This window comes from Pontibacter locisalis, from assembly GCF_042684605.1.
Classification (GTDB): domain Bacteria; phylum Bacteroidota; class Bacteroidia; order Cytophagales; family Hymenobacteraceae; genus Pontibacter; species Pontibacter locisalis.
Map to the genome: position 1 here is coordinate 205,266 of NZ_JBHULU010000012.1, position 20,564 is coordinate 225,829.

At 42.0% G+C, this 20,564-nt stretch carries 16 protein-coding genes; 4 read left to right on the forward strand and 12 right to left on the reverse strand.

Going from position 1 to position 20,564, the window contains the following annotated elements:
- Positions 1-539: 539 nt before the first annotated feature.
- The 9 genes from ACFSRY_RS08960 to ACFSRY_RS09000 all read right to left on the reverse strand — a co-directional run bounded on the left by ACFSRY_RS08960 (position 540) and on the right by ACFSRY_RS09000 (position 11,081).
- Positions 540-2,147, reverse strand: a complete 1,608-nt coding sequence (locus tag ACFSRY_RS08960) for an Ig-like domain-containing domain (protein WP_377505663.1) — start codon at positions 2,145-2,147, stop codon at positions 540-542.
- A 70-nt stretch (positions 2,148-2,217) separates the two neighbouring features.
- Positions 2,218-3,105 (reverse strand): class I SAM-dependent methyltransferase, encoded by an 888-nt coding sequence (locus ACFSRY_RS08965; RefSeq protein WP_377505666.1) that lies wholly within the window; start codon positions 3,103-3,105, stop codon positions 2,218-2,220.
- Positions 3,106-4,968, reverse strand: a complete 1,863-nt coding sequence (gene mnmG / locus ACFSRY_RS08970; protein ID WP_377505669.1) for a tRNA uridine-5-carboxymethylaminomethyl(34) synthesis enzyme MnmG — start codon at positions 4,966-4,968, stop codon at positions 3,106-3,108. It lies immediately after the preceding gene.
- A gap of 64 nt (positions 4,969-5,032) precedes the next feature.
- Complete coding sequence (ybeY, locus tag ACFSRY_RS08975) at positions 5,033-5,461, reverse strand: rRNA maturation RNase YbeY (protein ID WP_377505673.1); 429 nt, start codon at positions 5,459-5,461, stop codon at positions 5,033-5,035.
- Positions 5,445-5,870, reverse strand: a complete 426-nt coding sequence (locus ACFSRY_RS08980) for an ATP-binding protein (RefSeq protein WP_377505677.1) — start codon at positions 5,868-5,870, stop codon at positions 5,445-5,447. The genes ybeY and ACFSRY_RS08980 overlap by 17 nt, the downstream gene beginning before the upstream one ends.
- A 30-nt stretch (positions 5,871-5,900) precedes the next feature.
- Positions 5,901-9,212 carry a DUF4175 family protein gene (locus ACFSRY_RS08985; RefSeq protein WP_377505680.1) on the reverse strand — a complete coding sequence of 1,104 codons (3,312 nt, stop codon included), beginning with the start codon at positions 9,210-9,212 and terminating at the stop codon, positions 5,901-5,903.
- A gap of 145 nt (positions 9,213-9,357) precedes the next feature.
- Complete coding sequence (locus tag ACFSRY_RS08990; protein ID WP_377505683.1) at positions 9,358-10,119, reverse strand: exodeoxyribonuclease III; 762 nt, start codon at positions 10,117-10,119, stop codon at positions 9,358-9,360.
- Positions 10,120-10,292: 173 nt separating this feature from the next.
- Entirely contained in the window at positions 10,293-10,649 is a 357-nt protein-coding gene (locus tag ACFSRY_RS08995) for a hypothetical protein (protein WP_377505687.1), read from the reverse strand.
- A 78-nt stretch (positions 10,650-10,727) separates the two neighbouring features.
- A complete protein-coding gene (locus ACFSRY_RS09000; RefSeq protein WP_377505690.1) occupies positions 10,728-11,081 on the reverse strand; it encodes a carboxymuconolactone decarboxylase family protein in 354 nt (117 codons plus the stop codon).
- Positions 11,082-11,175: 94 nt separating this feature from the next.
- Here ACFSRY_RS09000 and ACFSRY_RS09005 point away from each other — a divergent pair, with 94 nt between their 5' ends.
- Positions 11,176-11,862: a ComF family protein gene (locus tag ACFSRY_RS09005; protein ID WP_377505693.1), complete on the forward strand. Its 687-nt coding sequence runs from the start codon at positions 11,176-11,178 to the stop codon at positions 11,860-11,862.
- A 96-nt stretch (positions 11,863-11,958) separates the two neighbouring features.
- Complete coding sequence (locus ACFSRY_RS09010; RefSeq protein ID WP_377505696.1) at positions 11,959-13,119, forward strand: hypothetical protein; 1,161 nt, start codon at positions 11,959-11,961, stop codon at positions 13,117-13,119.
- Between the two features lie 12 nt (positions 13,120-13,131).
- Here ACFSRY_RS09010 and ACFSRY_RS09015 read toward each other — a convergent pair whose 3' ends face one another.
- From ACFSRY_RS09015 to ACFSRY_RS09025, 3 genes are all read right to left on the reverse strand, one after another.
- On the reverse strand, positions 13,132-13,893 hold the full coding sequence (locus ACFSRY_RS09015) for a creatininase family protein (RefSeq protein WP_377505700.1): 762 nt from the start codon (positions 13,891-13,893) through the stop codon (positions 13,132-13,134).
- A 106-nt stretch (positions 13,894-13,999) separates the two neighbouring features.
- Positions 14,000-15,232: a gliding motility lipoprotein GldJ gene (gene gldJ, locus ACFSRY_RS09020; RefSeq protein ID WP_377505703.1), complete on the reverse strand. Its 1,233-nt coding sequence runs from the start codon at positions 15,230-15,232 to the stop codon at positions 14,000-14,002.
- 63 nt (positions 15,233-15,295) lie between these two features.
- Positions 15,296-16,309, reverse strand: coding sequence for a PorP/SprF family type IX secretion system membrane protein (locus ACFSRY_RS09025; protein ID WP_377505706.1), 1,014 nt, complete (start codon positions 16,307-16,309; stop codon positions 15,296-15,298).
- A 143-nt stretch (positions 16,310-16,452) separates the two neighbouring features.
- Here ACFSRY_RS09025 and ACFSRY_RS09030 point away from each other — a divergent pair, with 143 nt between their 5' ends.
- Positions 16,453-19,476: an AsmA family protein gene (locus ACFSRY_RS09030; protein WP_377505709.1), complete on the forward strand. Its 3,024-nt coding sequence runs from the start codon at positions 16,453-16,455 to the stop codon at positions 19,474-19,476.
- 266 nt (positions 19,477-19,742) lie between these two features.
- The gene (locus ACFSRY_RS09035) at positions 19,743-20,531 is read left to right on the forward strand and encodes a DUF4382 domain-containing protein (protein ID WP_377505712.1); all 789 of its coding nucleotides are present in this window, start codon (positions 19,743-19,745) and stop codon (positions 20,529-20,531) included.
- The last annotated feature ends 33 nt before the right edge of the window (positions 20,532-20,564 follow it).

Genomic DNA, 20,564 nt, shown 5'->3' on the forward strand with positions numbered 1-20,564 from the left:
TTTTGCCTTTGTTTTGATCTTCCTGTCTTCTCCCTGAATCAGCGTGTGTAAAGTTTTCAAACCTTTACCCACCCTTTTCCACAGTTATACCCACACTCTTGTGAACTATATAAATTCCTGTCTGGTGTTGCTTCTACTTTTTACAAACCTTTGCATTTAGTGCTTTTCTATTACGTAGGTATTCCAATTTCTTTTGGTTCTACTTAAATTTTCTTCGTTCTTTTCTTCTGTTGCCTTCATTACTGTAGGCATGGTTCTATTCTTCTATATTTTATTTTTGAATAATCCGGTCTGTTTTATTCTTACAATTGATTGTACCACTTTTCGTTGTAGAGCTTTATATTTCTAAATTCTTCCTAAGAAATGTTTAAGGTTTTGAAATGATAAAACGGATTTAATTACTCCTTCCCATTTGTTATAGAGGAGCAGTGGGCTATGGTTTATGATTAGGATGAATATTAGAGAAGAGAGCTTTCTCTTTAGTTAGGGCAAAAAAAAGGGAAGGCACCTACGCCTTCCCTTTTTTTATTTGAATAAATTTAAAATTCTAGCTTTATATCCTCTAGATCCCAATTTGCTCTTACTTCTATTGGCTTTGGATATATATAAACTTTTTCCGGAGCATTTAATAAATCAGCTGTGCCTGCGTCCCATTTTTTGTTGTTGTTTTCATCAACCAACACCCTTATCAGGTAACTGCCAGGTCTCAGCTTTTTAAACTGAAACGTCTTCTTATCTTTTACTTCGCTTACGATTTTATATTCTGGTGTTAACAATTGAACAGTAAAAGAACTGTATCTAGAATCAATTTTTCCTGCCAAACTCCCTGTTCCACCTGTTTCTTCCAAAGTCATCGGTATGCCCTTAAAACTTATAGCGCCTCCTTCAACTGGTTTTATCATCGTACTATCTAACACAATGGTTAAGGGTCTGCTGCGGCCGTTTAACTGTGGTATGATAAAAGTTAGCTCTGTTCTGGTAGGATCTAGTGTTATATCTTCAGGATATTTCAGCTTTTTCAGTACTGTTGAATCAGCCATGATACTTATCGGTTCCTTACCTGTAATCTGGACAGGTGTCTCCAATTCTATCCGTATTGGCTCCCCAGTTGTATACCCTTTTGTATTGTTTACAACTTTCAATGCTGCACCTTTGATACGTTGTGCTCTCTTACCCTCAAACTTTATTTCTATTGTGTCTGCGGCTATATTCCCTGCAGAATCCACAGCAGTCAAAATTGTTTTTCCACCGTTAAAATTGCCGGTTTTAAACACTTCAGCTAATTTTCCATCAGCTCCCAATTTTGTATTAAGCGAATCTTTCGATGCTCCTAGAACCTTGACATTTATTTTTCTTATCCCTTCGTTGTAAGTAGCAACAAACCTATCTGTATAGTTTTCTCTTTTCAGAAGAATAGGTTTTTTGGTATCAAACTTTGTCAGTTGAAGCTTTACTGGCTCTGTTTTAGGTGTAATTTTTACTGGACCTGGCAAAAAGCCTATTTTTTCTTCTTCGCTGTCGTAATAAGAATTATTGTTCTTCTCTACCAATGCGTAAATTCGGTACTCCCCTTCTCGCACATTTGCTAACGCAAAGTTACCTGATGCGTCTGTGTCTGTTTGATAATAGGGTTTGTTCTTTCTGATGCTTAGAGTATCATCTGTTGGATAGAGTGCAACTATAGCCTTCTCTACAGGCTTTTGAGTTCTGAGGTTAACTACTGAACCTGAAACTTTGCTAGAATCAATATAACTTCCAGTACTGAATGACAGTTTTAAATCTTTGGCTTTATTTTTTTCAGTAATGTCTGTTATTCCTTCCCTAAAATTTAAGGTATAGGTGGTGTTTTCCTGTAGGGGCTTTTCGAATTCCAGGCTAATTTGATTCTTCTCTGTCTTTACTTTATACTTATTAGGTATGTTTGGTGTGATCAGAAGTTCCCTTGTCAAATTATTCTGTTGTACTTCCTCGTCAAAGGTCAGGGTTACCGTTTTTAAGTCTACATTGAGTGCCTGGTCTTTTGGGTTACTACTTACTAACGCTGGAGAGGTTTCATCCTTAGGCCCTCCTTCGGGAGCACTTATACTGGCACAGGACGTAGTACCCAATACTGTTGATAAAATTAGCAGAATATGCCTTTGCTTCATGAGTTAGCTGTTTTTTTAATAAAAAAGAGGCAAACTTTCGCTTGCCCTCCCTCTTTTTCCCTCAGTTGTTTTACTTCTTTTTTGCAATAAATATCAGGCTTGAATAGTCGTTGCCGTTCTTCTGTGCGTAGCTGTTTGATTTAAAACCGTTCATTACGCTGCTTATCATTTTAGTTTTACCTTCTTTATGCTTTTCGCTAAGCATACTTACATAATAAGCATCAAACTTCATTGGGAGTACCTCCTCCAATTTAAGCTTATGCTTCTTAAGCAACCGCTTCATCGTCGGCTGAGTGAAGTGATAAAGATGCCTTGGTACATCATATGCTGCCCAATTTTCCTTGTACAATTGGGCATCATGTGAATCTGCATTTGGTACAGCTATGATTATGGTACCATCTTCCTGTAACATGTCCACTAACTGGCTTATAGTTTCATTTAAGGTATGAATATGTTCCAGTACATGCCAAAGGGTAATTACATCATACTTTTCGCCTTCTAGTTCTGATATATTGGAGGCAATCAATTCCTCTGTTTCCTTGGTCGCTATTTCCCGGGCTTTTTCGCTCGGCTCTACCCCTCTTATTTCCCATCCATCCTTTTTGCATGCTGCAAGGAAGATTCCAGTTCCACAACCATAATCTAATATGGTACCTTTAGCTGGAGCACATTTGTTGATTAACTCTACTTTTTGCTTAGTAGTGATAGAACGTACTACATGATAGGCCCTGTTGATAATCCCGGCTTTTGTATTAGTATGTGAAATATAACCTTCTGATTCGTAATAATTCCCGATACTGTCTATATCTGGTCTTGGGTTGGTAAATTTGAACGTACAGTTCTCACACTCTACTATTACAAAGCTTTCCTTTGAAATGGAATTATCAGTTACTACTAAAAAATTTTTAAACTCTTCCTTACCACATATTGGGCACTGTTCCAGTCTTTCGTAGCTCATTTATTTTCCAAGGTATACCATTAAAACCGATATGTCTGCTGGCGTTACTCCACTTATTCTGGATGCCTGTCCGATAGTTTCAGGTTGAACTTTTAATAATTTTTCTTTTGCCTCCGCAGATAACGCAGGAATACTACGGTAGTTAATTTTGTCTTTGATAAGGTAGTTTTCCAGTTCGCTCATCTTGCTTGCCATAGCATACTCTTTGTCTATATAGCTTTCATATTTTACGGCTATACCAGCTTGCTCTATACTGTCTGTTTTAAATTTGCTCAAATATTCTGCTACGGCTGGTACGGCTGCTGCTATGTCTTCTATTTCAACGTTCGGCCGCTTTATTAATTGGCCGGCACGTTGTTTTTCATTAATCGGCGCTGAGCCTAAACTTTCCAGCATGCTGTTGATATCTTCTGGCTCAATCGGCTTGTTATTTAAGTAAGCTATGATTTCAGCTGTTTCCTCAATCTTCTTTTCCACAGCTTTCAAGCGGCTTTCATCTGCCAATCCTAGTTCATATCCCATCTTTGTCAGTCGGATATCAGCATTGTCCTGGCGGAGAAGGATCCTATGTTCTGCACGTGATGTAAACATACGATACGGTTCTTCTGTACCTTTATTAACCAGGTCGTCTATCAAAACACCTATGTATGCTTCAGAACGCTTTAATACAAAAGGCTCTTTTCCATTGATCTTATTATGTGCATTTATACCTGCCATTAATCCCTGGCACGCTGCTTCCTCGTATCCTGTTGTTCCGTTTATCTGGCCTGCAAAGTATAAGTTGCTAACTAGTTTTGTTTCCAGAGTCAGGTTTAACTGTGTTGGCGGGAAGAAATCATATTCTATAGCATAGCCAGGGCGGAACATTTTTGCATTCTCGAATCCTGCTATTTTACGTATTGCCTGGTATTGTACATTTTCAGGTAATGAACTGGAGAATCCATTCACATAAACCTCTACCGTATGCCATCCTTCTGGCTCAACAAAAATCTGGTGGCGATCTCTTTCCGCAAAGCGGTTGATCTTATCTTCTATGGATGGACAATAACGCGGGCCTAAACCTTGAATTCTCCCCTGAAACATTGGAGATTTTTCGAATCCCGTTTTTAGTATTTCATGAACTTCTGAATTTGTGTAGGTAATATAGCAGCTCCGTTGTTCTTTTAATGGTTCTGTATCTGTATACGAAAACTTTGAAGGCGTCTCGTCTCCGAATTGCTCCTCCATTTTACTGTAATCCAGCGAACGCCCATCTACCCGTGGAGGTGTTCCTGTCTTCATTCTGCCAGCCTCAAAACCTAATTCAATGAGTTGCTCCGTTATACCTTTTGCTGATTTTTCTGCAGCACGTCCTCCTCCTAATTGCTTCTCTCCAATGTGGATAATGCCATTCAAAAAGGTGCCGTTAGTTAATATAACTGCCTTTCCACGTATAGTTATCCCCAAGCTAGTATGAACTCCGGCAGCCTTGCCTTCCTCTACTAAAATGCCTGATACCATCTCCTGCCAAAAATCTACATTCTCCGTCTGCTCCAGAGTTAAGCGCCATTCTTCAGCAAAACGCATGCGGTCGCTTTGTGCTCTTGGGCTCCACATTGCAGGACCTTTAGATTTGTTTAGCATACGGAATTGGATCATTGTTTTATCAGTGATTATTCCGCTCATGCCACCTAGTGCATCTACTTCACGCACTATCTGCCCTTTCGCTACACCCCCCATTGCTGGGTTGCATGACATTTGGGCTATGGTGTTCATGTTCATGGTAGCCAACATTACTTTCGAACCCATCTTAGCCGCTGCAGCCGCTGCTTCGCAACCTGCGTGTCCGGCTCCAACTACTATTACATCGTATTCTGGAAACATTTATTTTGGATTTAGTGACGTTTCACGTGAAACGTCATCTGGAGATCGGTAATTCCTTTTGCTATTAAAATTTTCGCAAAGATAAGGAAGAATCTTCTTGTTTGCGCATAAGCTCCTCTTCCTCCCTGGTTTTATCCTTAAACCCAAGCAGGTGAAGAACACCATGAATGATAACCCGGTGTAGCTCGTCTTCAAATGGAACACCTAGATCGTTTGAGTTATCATTAATTCGATCTACGCTGATAAAAATATCACCTTCAACAGTGCCTTCTTCGTCGGCATTATTGAAGGTGATGATATCTGTGAGCGTATCGTGATCGAGATACTCAACGTTTATCTCGTGCAGGTAATTGTCGGAGCAGAAGATGTAGGTAAGGCTGGCTAATTCTTTTCCGTGTTGTTCAATTACTGTAGCAATCCAATCTGAAACTTTATCTGGGTTCTTTAGCTCAAACTCAATGTCTTCGCTAAAGAACTCAATTGGATGTTCCATTTTGAGATGGTATGATGTTAAAGATCAGCTGTACGCGCTTACCTTCATTAAGGAAATTAACTTCATCGCAAAGATTGCGCATCAAAAATATACCGCGGCCACCAGGGTTCTCAAGATTTTCTGGTGCTGTTGGGTCAGGCAGGTTTTCATAATCAAATCCAGGGCCTTCATCTTCTATTTCGAAAGAAAGCTGGTTTTTTTCTACCTGCAGTGTAAGGTATACGTTTTTATCCTTGTCAAACTTGTTTCCGTGACGGATGGCATTGTTCACAGATTCCGTAACAGCAACCATGATGTTACCATAGATATCATCTTCAAATTCGAATTCATCTTTAGAGTTATCTATAAAGCTTTCTATTACTCTGATGTTTTCGATTAGCGAAGGAATCTGAATTTTTACCTGATTCATATTAATCGTTAAGTGTAAAATAGGTGCTAGTTATTTGCTAATGTTCTGAAAGTACTCATTTACCTTCTGTTTATAATACGGTGATAAAGCAGGAGGTACTGTTTTAAGTAATTCAGTTTGTTTTTCTTTTGCTTTAAAATACTTCTCAAAGGATGGAGGCACCTTTCGTGCAATCTCCTGAGCTGTTTTTGCTTCACGCTTATTATCCAATTCACGCTCCTTTGCTGATTTCTCAGCTTCCAGTAATCTTGTAAGGATCTCCCGTTGGCGCATGATGGTCTGTTCAGTCAAACGTTTATTAACGAGATCAGTCTCGCTTTGTTCCATCATCTTACTGATATTTCCCAGCTGGCCGTTTTGGCCTTTTTCGCCAGGTTTTGCCCCTTGTTTTTCAAGTTCTTTAAGGGCGTTTCGGAGAGCCTCCTGCTCAGCAGCCAATTTAGCTAATTCTTCAGAAAGTGCCTTACCTGATTTGCCTCCTTTTTTTAATTCTTCGATTTTTTTGTTCAATTGTTGCTGTAATTCTCCCATATTGCCGGGTTGAGGCTTACTCCCTTTCTCTTTTCCGGCCATATTTCCCTGCATTTGTTGCATAGCCTGCTGCATCTGCTTTAGAGCGTCGTTTAACATCAAGGCAAGATTGTTCATACTCGTCATGGCCAACTGCTGCTGAGCTGTAGCTCTACCTACATTCCGATCACGGAGTTCCTGCATGCTGTTATCCATGCTTTGGTTCATAGCGGCAACTTCCCTTGTTACGAAAGACTGTATCTGGAAGACCTTCTTCGCTAAGGAGAAAAGACTATCTTCAATAACTTTAGCATTGTCTCTGAGATTTAGCTGTTGCTGCGACAACGTAATAAAACGCGGATCGCTTTGGTTAACACCTCGAAACTCCTTCATGAGCCCCTCCTGATCAAAGGAAAGTTTAATCAGGTTCTCCAGAATATCCCGAAGGTGATCCAGATTCTGTTGCATACCAGACATTCCAGCAGAACTCTTCATTTGCTCCATCTGCTGCGCCATCTTTTCCATCTTCTCCCCTGCCTTTTGCTGAGATTCGCTTGCCTTTTTATTCTGGTTCTTTTGAAGTTGTTCCTGGCTTTTCTGCATGTCTTGTTCAATGCTCTGCTGATCTTGCTTCTGTTGCTCCTCATCCATAGAGTTTGGATGCTGCAGCTTATCATTCAGCTCCTTCAGTTCTTTCATCTGATCCTTCGCATCTTCAAACTCTTTTTCAAGTTCCTTTTGCTGTTCCTGAAGTTGCTGGTTGTCTTCCTGCTTCTGTTCTGTCTTATCAGCTAATTGTTTTTGCTCTTTAGCCATTTCATCAAGTTTGTCAGACAGGTTATCTAGCTTTTGCTCGAACTGCAGCTGCTTAAAGAGCTCCATAGCACGTTCCAGCTCACGTTCAAGGTTTCGTTCGCGGTTATCTAGTTTGCTTAAGAGCTTTTGGAGTTCCTCATCATTGGGTTGTTGTTGCTGAAGAAGCTTTTCCAGTTCTTCATAAAGCTTTTTCGTCTCCGGATCAAGAAGGTCTTCCATTAGCTTTTGAAGCTGTTGTGCTTTTTCAGCTAACTGCTTGTCTTGCTCATTAAGCATGTTTTGCTTCTTACTGAGTTCTTCAAACAGCTCCTTCATAGAAGAAATATCCTGCTCCAGCTGTTTCTTTTTCTCCATCAGGTCTTCCAACTGCTTTTTATCCTGCCAGTTCAGGTCGCGCTTTGTCTTCATTTTTTCCTCTGACTTAGAAAGCTCTTTTTCCAGTTGGTTTGCCTTTTCTAAGGTTTTACTAAGTTGACTGGCAATAGACTGAGAGTTACTATCTAGCTCCTTCTGAAGTTCGCGCTTATCAGGCACTCTGAGCTCGAAACTGCGTGTGCGGGCACTTTTAATACCGTTGATGCCATCATTGTCCCACACCTGTACAAAATACTCTACTTTATCACCGGGTTGTAGTTTAAGAGCAGCCGTATTCCACTGGTAATAATAAGTTTGGTTAAGTTGTTTAGGATTGAGAGGTAGTTGGATACTTTTTGAAGTCCCTTGGGAATTTTTATCATTAATGATCCGGTACACCAGGGACAAGCGTGTAAGTCCGTAGTCATCGGATACATCTCCTCCCAATACCATATAAGAGTACAGGGCTGTATCCTGATATTGCTCCAGGCTGATCTGAGGTAGCCGGTCCGGAATCGTGTTGATCTGGTAACTGATCTGCTCTTTATTAGCACTGTGCTCGTTCTGTAGCTTAATGTTGTAGTTCTGGCTTTGGATGAATTTCTTACTGGCGCTAAAGGCATCTTCTCTTTTTGTAGCCTCTATTATCTGCTTAGGATCATCAAAAACTAAGTTAATGTTATTTGTTTCGGTCGCCTTGAAGTTCCAGTTGATTGTGCTACCCTCTGGAATAGTGGCATTACCTGTATTTTGAACATACTCAGGCTTCCTATTCAGATAAGCAGGGTACTGCACCTCCATGTAAAAGTCTTTCAGGTTTGGCCGGGAAAGCAGTTGTAACTGATAATCACCAGAAGTGAAACCCGACCCTTCTAATTGGAAAGAAATATCTTTCTGAGGCTGTTTAAAAGTATAAGTATATGTGCCATCTGCTTTTTGACTTAACTTTTGGCGCCGGCCACTATAGCTAACATAAACATCGTTCGGAACAGCTTTGCCTTCTATATTTACCTTTAACTCGAAATCCTCTCCCCTATAGGTCTGTAGTTTATCATTTTGGACCACGAATTTAAAAGGGGCTAAGGGAGTATAATGCCTCTTGTAGTTGATGATGCGTTCTGTGCCTTGTACAAAAATTGTAGGATATACCAACGCAATGAGCAAAGCAATAAGAACAGGCAAAGCTACATATTTTAAAAGCGGTTTGTTTTCCTTATAAGTAACGGCCTCTTTAAACTTGTAGCTAAGCAACTGCCCGGAGCGTTGTTCAATGCTGGCGGCAATAAGGGCATTCGTCCTGTCGAAGTTTTTTAACTGAATGGCGTTAAGTAGCTTATCGCTTATTTCCGGGTAATGAGAGCCCACCCGCAAAGCGGCCTGCTCATCTGAGAGCACCTTCCTTAACTTGGCAAGAGCAGAGATAGGAAGAGCAATCCACCGCACAAAAACATAAACAACAATAGCAACAAAGGAAAAGAGCAGGAACCCGCGAACATAAACAGGAAAGTAGAAGACGTACTCTAGTAGGCTGTAAACTATATAAATAGACAGCAGGAGCCCAACAGCAAAAATGCTTCCCCTGAGCAACATGTTCAGGTAGAATTTTTGTTTGAACTCCTGCAGCTGATGCAACAGCTGATCCAGTGCATCGTCTTTTCTCATGCTATGCTCTTTAAATAATTATTCCATGCTTGCTATAGTAGTGAATTAACTAAAGATGCTTAACGTACTGTAATATAATACGAAAAGGGTTTTAGCAGCATCTCTAAGTATAAACTAATTTCTTATCGCTTTTAGTATACTGCTTCTACGCTATCTCCAGCATTACAGGGCAATGATCAGAATGTTTGGCTTCTGTTAATATGGCTGCACGTTTTAACCTGTCCTTCAGATTTTCAGTGATCATATTATAATCAATACGCCAACCAAGATTTTTGTTGCGTGCACCTGCCCTGTAGCTCCACCAGGTATAGTTGTGTGGCTCAGGATTAAAGTGCCGGAAACTATCAACAAAGCCACTTTGAATAAACTTGCCCATCCACCTACGCTCTTCTGGTAAGAAGCCAGAGCTGTTGGCATTAGATTTAGGATTATGTATGTCAATAGCTTGGTGGCAGATATTATAGTCGCCGCTAACTACCAGGCCCGGTAAGGTGTTCTTTAAGTCACCGATGTAACCGTAGAAGTCATCCATCCACTGGAACTTGAAATTCTGGCGTTCCTCACCACTTGAGCCAGATGGCATATATACGCTCATAACAGATACATCTCCGTAATCTGCGCGTAAAACTCTTCCTTCTACATCGTAGCAGTCCATGCCACAGCCTACTTCTACGTGTTTTGGTTTCTCCTTGGATAGAATCGCTACACCGCTATAGCCTTTTTTTAAAGCCGGATGCAGATAAACATGGTAGCCCATGTCTTCAAAAAGAGCCTTATCAAATTTCGATTCATCTGCTTTTATCTCCTGAAGGCACAATACGTCAGGGTTTGCGGCTTTAAGCCACTGATCAAAGCCTTTGGTGATTGCGGCACGAATGCCGTTAACATTATAGGTAATAATTTTCATGGGTGAATATCTAATCAAATAGCTGAAGGCACCGGCTTCAGTTAATGCTTCTTAGCTTTATCTTTTGTCAAGAGCATTAATGAGGAGATCAAAAGGATATTTAGAATCTTTAATCTCATGATGGAAAAAGTTTTAAGCTTAACCTCTAGGGCAGGTAATCTCTTTCTTGAGGTTTAGGCTTCTTCAGACTGCCTGAAGTACTCAATTACATGCCACTTAAGCATATTTTCCTGCTCCCTGAGGTTAGCGAACGGAATGGATTTAACTGCTTTGTAATGGGGCCAACCCTCTTCGTCAAGACCTGAAAATTCATAAAAGCCAGAAAGGCTGAATACCTTACAAGTGGCAATGTGCATCAGGTCTTGCTTTTCTTCTTTAGTAAACTCTCGTATGCCTCTTCCGAGTTCCTGAATCCCAATTAGAAACAGGATTGCATTCATGTCTGGCTTTTTACCAAACTGCTTCATGAGCGCAGCCCGCAGCTGAGCCCAATTATGTTCCAGGTTATCTGATTCAAGGTCTAGTTTCATTCTAACTGCTGTTTATCTATAGCTGGTTACTTAAAAGATAATGATTCAGATAAGTAACCAGCTATAACCTGTAATGGACTATTCTGCGCTGCCTCTTTCTTTCAACTCTTCCCAATACTCTACGGCACGACGGAAGTGAGGGATTACTATAGATCCGCCAACTAAGTTAGCAATGGAAAATATTTCCATAATCTGCTCATCAGTTACACCTTCTTCATAGCATTTGCCCACATGGTACTTGATGCAGTCGTCGCAGCGAAGTACCATAGAGGCTACTAAACCCAACATTTCTTTTGTCTTAACATCCAAAGCACCCTCCATGTAGGTATTGGTGTCAAGGTTAAAAAAGCGTTTGATAACTTTATTGTCATAAGACATAATGCGCTCATTCATGCGCGTACGGTAGTCATTGAATTCTTCTACTAAGCTCATTGTTATGTGTTCTAATTGCTGATTTAGCGATAAAAGTTTAACTATAAAGTTACACGAAAATTACCATAATACCTTAAACCAACGCTGCCTGCCAATGTTCGATGATCTGCTTTCGTTGCTATTTCCGGAGAGCTGCTATGCCTGCGATGGGGCAATGGCACGTGGTGAAAAATTCATCTGCACCAGCTGCAGCATTAAGCTACCCTACACGGATAGTCATGTGCATGGGGCTACGGAGTTAAACCCGTTTCAACGTAGGTTTTGGGGAAAGGTGCCTGTTCGGTATTCTTTTGCATACCTGCACTTCGTTCCGAAAGGGCGGGTGCAGCGGCTTTTGCATAAGCTTAAGTACAAAGGGGCACAGGAGTTAGGCGAACACCTGGGGCACCGGTATGGCTCACTTCTCTCCGAGTACAACTACAATGATCAATTTGACCTGATTATTCCGGTTCCGCTGCATAAATATAAGCTAAGGCGCAGGGGATACAATCAGTCGGAGTGCTTTGCAAAAGGATTAGCGGTAACCATGGATTTAACCTGCCAAGGCAATGGACTAATAAGAACCAAGGAAACAGAGACTCAGACCCGTAAGAACCGCCTAGACCGTTGGCAGAATGTAGAGCAGGTGTTCCATGTGAAGCAGAAAGAGGCTATACAGAATAAGCGCATTCTGTTAGTGGATGATGTGATGACAACTGGTGCCACACTGGAAGCATGTGCAGTGGCTTTGCTGGCAGCAGGGGCACAGGAAGTAAGTGTAGTGACTATTGCGGCAGCATAAAATCATAGTCTGGTCGTTGTAGGTAAGAGATAGAACTGAATTACTGTTTATAGTTGTTGTAGCTGATAAAGCGGAAATTTTCGCACTTTTTTGAAAATGAAGAGTAGTAGATTTATAGGTAACTATAAGAGTAGCTCTGCAGCAATGCGGTTTAGCTTTAAAGTAGCCATATGGGCATTAGTTGCCTTAATTGTGGTAAGCTTATGGGCAGCAGGCCAACCTAAAGTTACTTTCGATCCTTTGGTCCTCCGTTCTGAGCCTGTGTCTTTCACTCCCAAAGAATTTTTTATTGCTGATATTGTAGATGAGCGAAAGAACAAAAAAGCAGTTGCTTATCTTTTGCCTTTACCCTCAGCTGGAACTCAACCTACCTCTGCATTACCTGTTGACTTACAGGGAGGAGGACATGCTGCCATTCTGCAGTTTGTAAAAAAGAACATGAAACAGAATTCCCAATTACGTCCTGTTATTGTGCGCCTGAAGGAGGTTCAGGTAACAGAAACAGCTGCAGCAAAGGGGCGTGTAAATGGAGTGGTAGTGGTACACATGGCATTTGATCTGGACAGAGATGGTGAAACTGTTCCTATGATCGAATTTAAAGGGGGAGCTAAGTATAACCGACCGGCCTCTCAGCATGATGTGGTAGAACCGACCCTTCGCCAGTCTCTGGTGGAAGGCTTTCGATATTTTAACACCTGGATTGATCAGGAAGCGAATAAGAATGAGTTGTTTGCAAAAGCCATTAAGGTGAAGTTTGAGGAATACAGCACAGTTAGAGATGATACTGTGTTTTATATTTCGGGGCGTCCACTAAGCTGGATTTATTTCACCGGAGCGCCTAATGCCGCCAGTAAATATGCAGCAGCCGTTTATCCGGGGTTTTCTTACGAGGGAAAGAGTGAGGTTATAAACGGGGAGATAGACCTTACGCTGGTAATGAAGGTGTTTGTTGTGAAAAGTTCTTCCTGGGTTAAAAATGCCGCCCGGGATGCCTACAGCCTGAACCATGAACAGCGCCATTTCGATATTGTAAAGCTGATCGCCGAACGCTTCAAGCAAAAAGTTAAGCCAGATAATCTGTCTTTAACAGATTATAACAGCAACATCCAATACCAGTACATTGAGTCGTTCCGGGAAATGAACCGCTTGCAGGAGCAGTACGACAGCGAAACGCGCCATGGCATTGACCAGGCTGCACAGCAGCGCTGGAATCAAAAGATAGACGAAGAGCTCAAGGCTTTATCTATTAAGAAATAACAGCTACCTCCCCTACTCATAGCGGTTTTGTATATTAATTTTAGCCAGCTCTAGGTAAAGCTCCGCTACTTTCTCTGTCACTACTTTGAAGAACTTCTCCCCTTTTTCCCTGGTGGCAGCTTTGGGGTTTCCGATTCCGGTATCCTTTGTAACCATAGACCATTGCCTTTCGGACCAGGCCCACCCTTCTCTGATGCCCTTGATCCTGGATTTTCTTTCTTTTCCCTCACCGGCTTCTTCTAACGGTAGCACCAACTCAGGCCTTAGGTAAAGTATCAGGCTGGTTTCCATTTCGTCAGCATGGTCTCCCTTCTCATCAAAGTGCTCATGTTTGTCAGGCAACTGAAACCAATTGCAGCTCACAAGCAACATCTCCGGAAAACGTAGTCCTAGTTCCCGCAGCATAGGTTTGAAATCATTACCACCGTGGCTGTTTACGATCAGAAGCTTATAAATCTTTTGTCTGTTAAGTACTTCAATAATATCCCCGAGTATGGCAAGTTGTGTGCTTGGGTTTAGGTTGATATCCAGTTTAATGTCAGCCTGACCAGTATTTACTCCAAAAGGAATAGTAGGCAGTACAATAACTTTGGCTCCTTTCTCCCATGCTATCCTTCCTGCTTCCGCAGCTATATTATCAGCTTCGATTACATCTGTAGCATAAGGCAGGTGATAATTATGGGCTTCTGTAGCTCCCCAGGGAAGTATAGCTAGCTCTACCTCCTGCTCTTTGATGGACTTCCAGTTGCTCTCGGCAAGTATATACGGTCTCATAAGCTCTGCTCCTTTAAATGGTAATCTGCTGTTTTATTGCAAAATGGAGTATAAAAAAAGCGCCCGGGAGTTATCCCGGACGCTTCCTTTAAATATTTCGATTTTATTATCTGTTAGATCCGGCGTTGATCATAGCGCAACGGAAACCGATAGTTGCTGTAGATGAGTCCTGAGCCATGAAACGGCGTGTACCAGGAGATAACCAGTAAGCAACATCTTTCCATGAACCACCTTTGAAAACTCGAACCTCATCGTTGATAAGAGAGTGGAAGCCTTCGCTAGAGTCATAGTTCTCTTTTTCATCCAGGTAACCATCTCTACGGAACGGGTTCAGGTCTTCAACATCCTCGTAGGAAAGCGGACGGTATACATCTTGTACCCACTCGTTCACGTTACCAGCCATATTGTACAGGCCAAAGTCATTTGGAGGATAGCTGTAGATATAATCTGTGATCATCGCTCCGTCATTCAGCGCACCTGCAATACCGGCATAGTCACCACGGCCACGCTTAAAGTTAGCTAAGAACTTACCCATCTCTTTACGACCATACGGGTTACGTACCTGGTGGCCATCCCAAGGATAAAGGCGGCGGTTGTTTTGGTTCTCATCTTCAGAGTACTGCGTACCGATCATTGCCTGGGCAGCGTACTCCCACTCAGCCTCTGTTGGCAGGCGGTAGTTTGGCAACACATAACCAGATTCGATAGATGGTTTTGTAGATTCTGCAGCTTCGTCACCGCCTCCTCTACGGCCTAAAAGGCCTCTTCTGCCACCGCCTCCGGCTTGCTTAGCAAGGTTTTCGTTCACTTTAGCTGTACGCCATACGCAATAGTCGTTAGCCTGCAGCCAGCTTACACCCACAACCGGGAAGAAGCGGAAACCTGGATAACGAAGGTAATATGTTACATAAGGGTCATTGAATGACAACTGGCGCGACCAAACAGTAGTGTCCGGAAGAGCAGCAGTATAAACCTCTGGCAGTGAATCCTGCTTTAAGTAATGCAGGTACTCCAGCCAGTGGATGTTTGCCACTTCTGTTTCATCCATGTAAAAAGACGCAACAGTAACTGTACGCTCAATATTATCACGTGTCATGGCTATGTCTTCCTCCATAGAGCCCAACACAGTACGACCACCTTCAATAAAGACAAGGCCCGGGCCTCCCTGAATATCAGCGTAATCATTAACAGCAAAAGCCTTTTCATCCTCGCCATACTCTATACCAGTGGCGGAGCTATAGTTGCCAGGGTCTCTGCTTGTAGGTTGATTTCCTTTAGAACAGGATGACAGGAGAAGACCTCCAAATGCCACAACCGTTAGATACTTTGCAAATTTCATAAAATAGTACCCAGTTAAGATAAGATTCTTGTATCGTAATTTATTATGCAATTATAAATAAAATCAGAATGCCGGACAAGGGATAGAATTGTTAATTTTCCGTCTTGAGCGGCCTCTAAGAAAACTATTAATTTCTAACTGTTCAAAAACAACAGAAATTTCATTTGCGCCCCCTACCTGTTTGCTAAAACCACTAAGCCCTATATCATGGCTAAATCCTATATTTAAGGATTTTATTTTTAAACCAGCTATTACGGCTAAAACCTGATCCTGGTTGGTTTCAGATACAGCAGGAACTCCTTTATATATTATACCTAACGAAAGAGGTGTATATATAGTGTGCACACCGATATCGAGCCTGTTAAAATTTATCTGATGTATGTAAGTAGCTGAAGGTGTAAAACTTAATTCAAATAACTGGCCTCGCTCCTGGTAGGAACTAGCATAGAACTTGTAGCCAGCATTAGCAACGTAACTTATAGGTACTTTTGTTTCATTTGCGAACCCATAATTTGGTTTATTTAAGTTTGCTACTTTTAGCCCGAACCAAAACTGTTCTGTAAAAGCCAGGCCTCCTACAGCAAAACTAAGGTAACTGCTAGGTTCAACAGTGTTCGCCTCAGCAGAAGTAACGGAGACTAATCCATTGTCCGATAACTGGTCCCCGAATACAAGGTTATCATAATTAATGCTAAGCCGCCCGTACGTGGCCTGCAAGCCTGCTGACATTGCCCACTTCTCTGTTAATTGTGTGTGGTAGCCATATCCGGCAGTAGCTTGTAGTTTTTGTAGTCCTCCAATACCAGCCCGGTCCTGCTGCAGTAGTAGGTTTATTGCACTTTTTGTATCTCCTACCCTGTAATCTGCGGCAAGCTGGTTAGAAATAAAAGAGCCGTTGAGCGCCGGCCACTGGTTTCGGTGAGCAACGGCAACGCTCCAGTTATGGTTCAGGCCAGAAAAGGCAGGGTTCAAGTATAATCGATTTGCATACTGTTGCGTAAAATGCACATCCTGTGCCATTGCATATAAGCTGCAAAGGCAAAAAACAAGGAAGAAAAATTTACGCTTATTTTTCATTTGAACGTCGCTCTAAAACCGCTTTGAACTGCCTTCAGGTACCTGAAAACAAAGCTTAAAAAATTATTTGCACGGTTTTAGCTATAAAATATATAGTTTAGCTTCTATAAGCTGTTATAATTGAAACTACTACTATCTTACTAATGAAAAAAGTAGCAATAGGCTTTTTTATCTTTTTGGCAGTATTGTTTGCCGCAGCAGCCCTGGTTCCGGTTCTTTTCAAAGATAAAATTAAACAAGCCCTCGACAAAGAGATCGCCAAGAATATAAATGCTCAGGTAATCTACGAAACAGATGACGTTAGCCTCTCCCTTTTTCGTAGCTTCCCAAATTTATCAATGAGCGTTGATAACCTTTCCATCGTAGGCAAGGATTCCTTTCAGACAGACACACTGGCACACATTCCCTCTTTTTCTATGGGTCTGGACCTGATGAGTGTGATCAGTGGCGATGAGCTGAAGGTAAACTCTATAACTTTAGACGAACCAGTAATAAAGCTTATTGTGCTGGAGAGCGGAAAAGCTAACTGGGATATCTTTATTGAAGATACTACTGTTACGGAAGCAGATGCGGCAGCCTCTGATTTTAAGATGGCTATAAAGAAGTGGGAGGTTAATAACGGAACGCTCTTTTACGAGGATCGCAGTATACCGATGAGCCTTGCTGGGTATAATGTAAATCATACCGGTAGCGGAGACTTCGAGCAGGATGTATTTGATATGGTTTCCGAGACTACTGCCGAGAAATTTAACCTGGTGTACGATGGTGTTAAGTACATCCAGAACGCTACCCTGGATGCGGAAGTGGTGATGACCATGGACCTGGAGCAGCAGCTGTACACTTTCAAAGACAACAGCATCAGGCTTAACTCCCTCCCCTTCAAGTTTGACGGATCAATCCTGATGCCTGATGAGACCATTGCCATGGACCTGACTTTCAGAGCCACTGATGCAGACTTTAAAAGTGTACTGTCTGTGGTGCCAGGGATGTATTCAGAGCAGTTTGAGGATATAAAGACTGAAGGCAAGCTCAGTTTTGACGGTTATATCAAAGGCCGGATGAATGATACTTTAACCCCTGGTTTTGGTACTGAGTTAAAAATAGTGGATGCTATGTTCAAGTACCCGGATATGCCGCAGGCTGCCACTAATATAAACGTGCACATGCTGGTAGATAACCCGGATGGTGACATGGCCAAAACAGTAATTGATGTAAAGAGATTACATATGGAGTTCGGTAATAACCCGATAGATGGCCGTGTTCTGGTACGGGGACTGGAACCAATGTATGTAGATGGTAACGTAAAGGCTAACGTGAACCTGCAGGAGCTTACCAATGTGTTCCCGATAGAAGGTACAACTTTGCGTGGCTTACTGAAAGTTGATGCCAACGCCAAGGGAACCTACAGTGAAAAGAAAATGCCGGTGATTGAAGCCGACATGGTGCTGACGAACGGCTACGTTAAGTCAAAAGACTTTCCTGAACCGATTGAGCGACTGAACATGGTGGCTAATATCCTGAACAAAACAGGAAACACTGATGACACCCGCATTAACATAGAGCAATTTAACATGGCACTGGCAGGAGAACCACTCGAAGGCCGTGCGTTGATAGTAGGAATTGATCAGCCAGCTTTCGATTTTAAAGTGGATGGTACACTGAACCTGACCAAGCTTACTAAAATCTTCCCGATTGAGAACACCACCCTTGCAGGAGTGATTAAGGCAAATGTAGCAGCCAAAGGAAAGATGTCTGATATAGAAGCTGAAAAGTATAGCAATGTACAGGCAAACGGTTCTGTTGCGATAGATGACCTGAAGTATGTAAGCACAGATTTGCCTAATGGAATAAGAATAGACAAAGCTGCTGCCACTTTTAATAATGACCGGATCCAGATACAAAGTTTGAGCGGTTACTTAGGCAAGAGTGATATTAGGGCTACTGGCACCGTTTCTAATTACTTAGGATATGCGCTTGCTGATAACCAGTCGCTACGCGGTAACTTCAACATCAGCTCTAACCGTTTCGATGTAAACGAATGGATGGTGGATGACGAAGGTGCTCCTGCGGATGCATCAACAGAAGGTGTGGTGGAAATACCCTCTAACCTTGATGTAACACTAAACATTGACGCGAAAGAGGTGTTGTATACTGATCTCAAGCTTAATAATGTTGCTGGGCAGGTGCAGGTAAAGGATAAGATTGCCAGGTTGAATAAAGTTACCTTCAATACGCTTGGGGGCACCTTTGCAACCAGCGGTAGCTATAACACCCAGGATCTGCAGCGCCCGTTATTCGATATGAAGCTGGATATACAGAATTTGGGTTTTAAAGAGGCATTCGATGCTTTTAATACTGTAAAAGTGTTTGCTCCTATAGCCCAGGTGTTGGAGGGTAAGTTCTCAACTAACTTTGCTTTTGCCGGTGAGTTAGGCCAGGACATGGTGCCAATCTTCAATACCCTTGATGGAACAGGGGTGATCAAAGTACTTAAGGCAGCTGTAAGAAATGTACCGTTAGTAAATAAGATCAGCAACCTCACAAACTTTGAGGAGCTGAAAAGCTTTGTTATCGAGAACAGGTACATAGATGCCCAGATTGTAGATGGAAAGCTGGTGGTGAAGCCTTTTGATATAACCGTAGGTAACATTGACATGTCAGTAGGTGGTAGCACCAGTGTGGATGGAGGCTTGGACTATGTAACTGCTCTGAATGTTCCGGCTGGCAAGGTTGGCAGAGAGGTTAATGCTCGTCTTGCTGGCATACTTGGCAAAGAGAATATGAAAGAGTCGGAGCGCGTGACACTAAAGTTAAATATTGGTGGTACTTACTCCGATCCCAAAGTTGCTTTAACGGGTGGTTCCGTGAAAGAGAAAGCCACTGAGTTTGTTAAAGAGGCTGTTGAAAACAAACTGGATGTTGCCAAGCAGCAAGTAGAGCAGCGCAAGCAACAGTTGCAGGACAGTATTCAGGCTGAGCTGGCTCGTAAAAAGCAGGAAGCAGAACAAAAGGCTCTGCAGGAAATTGAAAGAAAGCGAAGCGAGGCAGAGCAGCAAATTAAAAAACAGGCTGCAGACAAGATCAGTGATTTTCTGAAGCCTAAACCAAAACCAGCACCTAAGCAAGAGCCTGCTAAACAGGATACAACAAAGGCAACGTCAAATTAATACAATTTGTGGTGCTTTATATAAGTATGAATATATCAAATTGATATATTCTCATAAAGATGCCAAAAGCAACCGCTTCTGGCATCTTTATTTATGGGGTAAACGTAATTTCGTGCAATTATTTCCGTTCCTCCATCTGGATGGCCTCCAAGTGAGAAGGCAGGTGAAGATGCATTTTAAAATTAGATTTTAGCTTTTTCCATTTCTTCATCTTGTCTTCATTTTACTGTCAGATATTTGACAGATAACTTTAACATTCAATTATTATGAAAAGAAAACACATTCTACCGCTATTACTGAGCTGCCTTGTTTGGTTCAGTGCCTGCGACAATGAAAACGACAACACTGGTACTGCTAAAATGCAAGTTCGCATGACGGACGCGCCTGGTGATTATGAAGAAGTAAATATTGATATACAGTCAGTGCAGGTGCACAAAGAAGCTGACGGTGATGATGCTGGATGGATCACGTTGGATGAAATTAATCCCGGTGTATACAACCTGCTTGACTTTGCCAATGGTAAGGATACTTTGTTAGCTAGCTCTACTCTTCCGGCTGGTAAGATCTCACAGATCAGACTTATTCTTGGAAACGAGAACTCCCTGAAACTGAAAGACGGAACTATAACTCCACTTAAAACTCCTAGCGGACAGCAGTCTGGTGTTAAGTTAAGTATCAATGCCGATCTTGAAAGTGACGTTACGTATGTATTGCTACTGGATTTCGATGCAGCCAAGTCTGTAGTGCCAAGAGGCAATGGACAGTATAACCTGAAGCCGGTTATCCGCACTATTACCCAGGCAGTTGCTGGTGGAATCAGAGGTAAAGTAACACCAGCTGAGTATAAGCCGGGTATTTACGTAATCTCTGCCGCAAACGACACTATTGGTGGTTTCGCGAATGAGAGCGGCGATTTCCTTATCAAAGGCGTACCGGCAGGTACTTATACAGTTAAGTTCTACACAGAAAATGATGCTCATAACAAAACTGTAGAGAACGTAAGCGTATCGCAGAACCAGATCAAAGATCTTGGTATTGTAGAACTGCCTGAGTAGCAGAACCTGCTTTAGATTAAAACACACTATTAA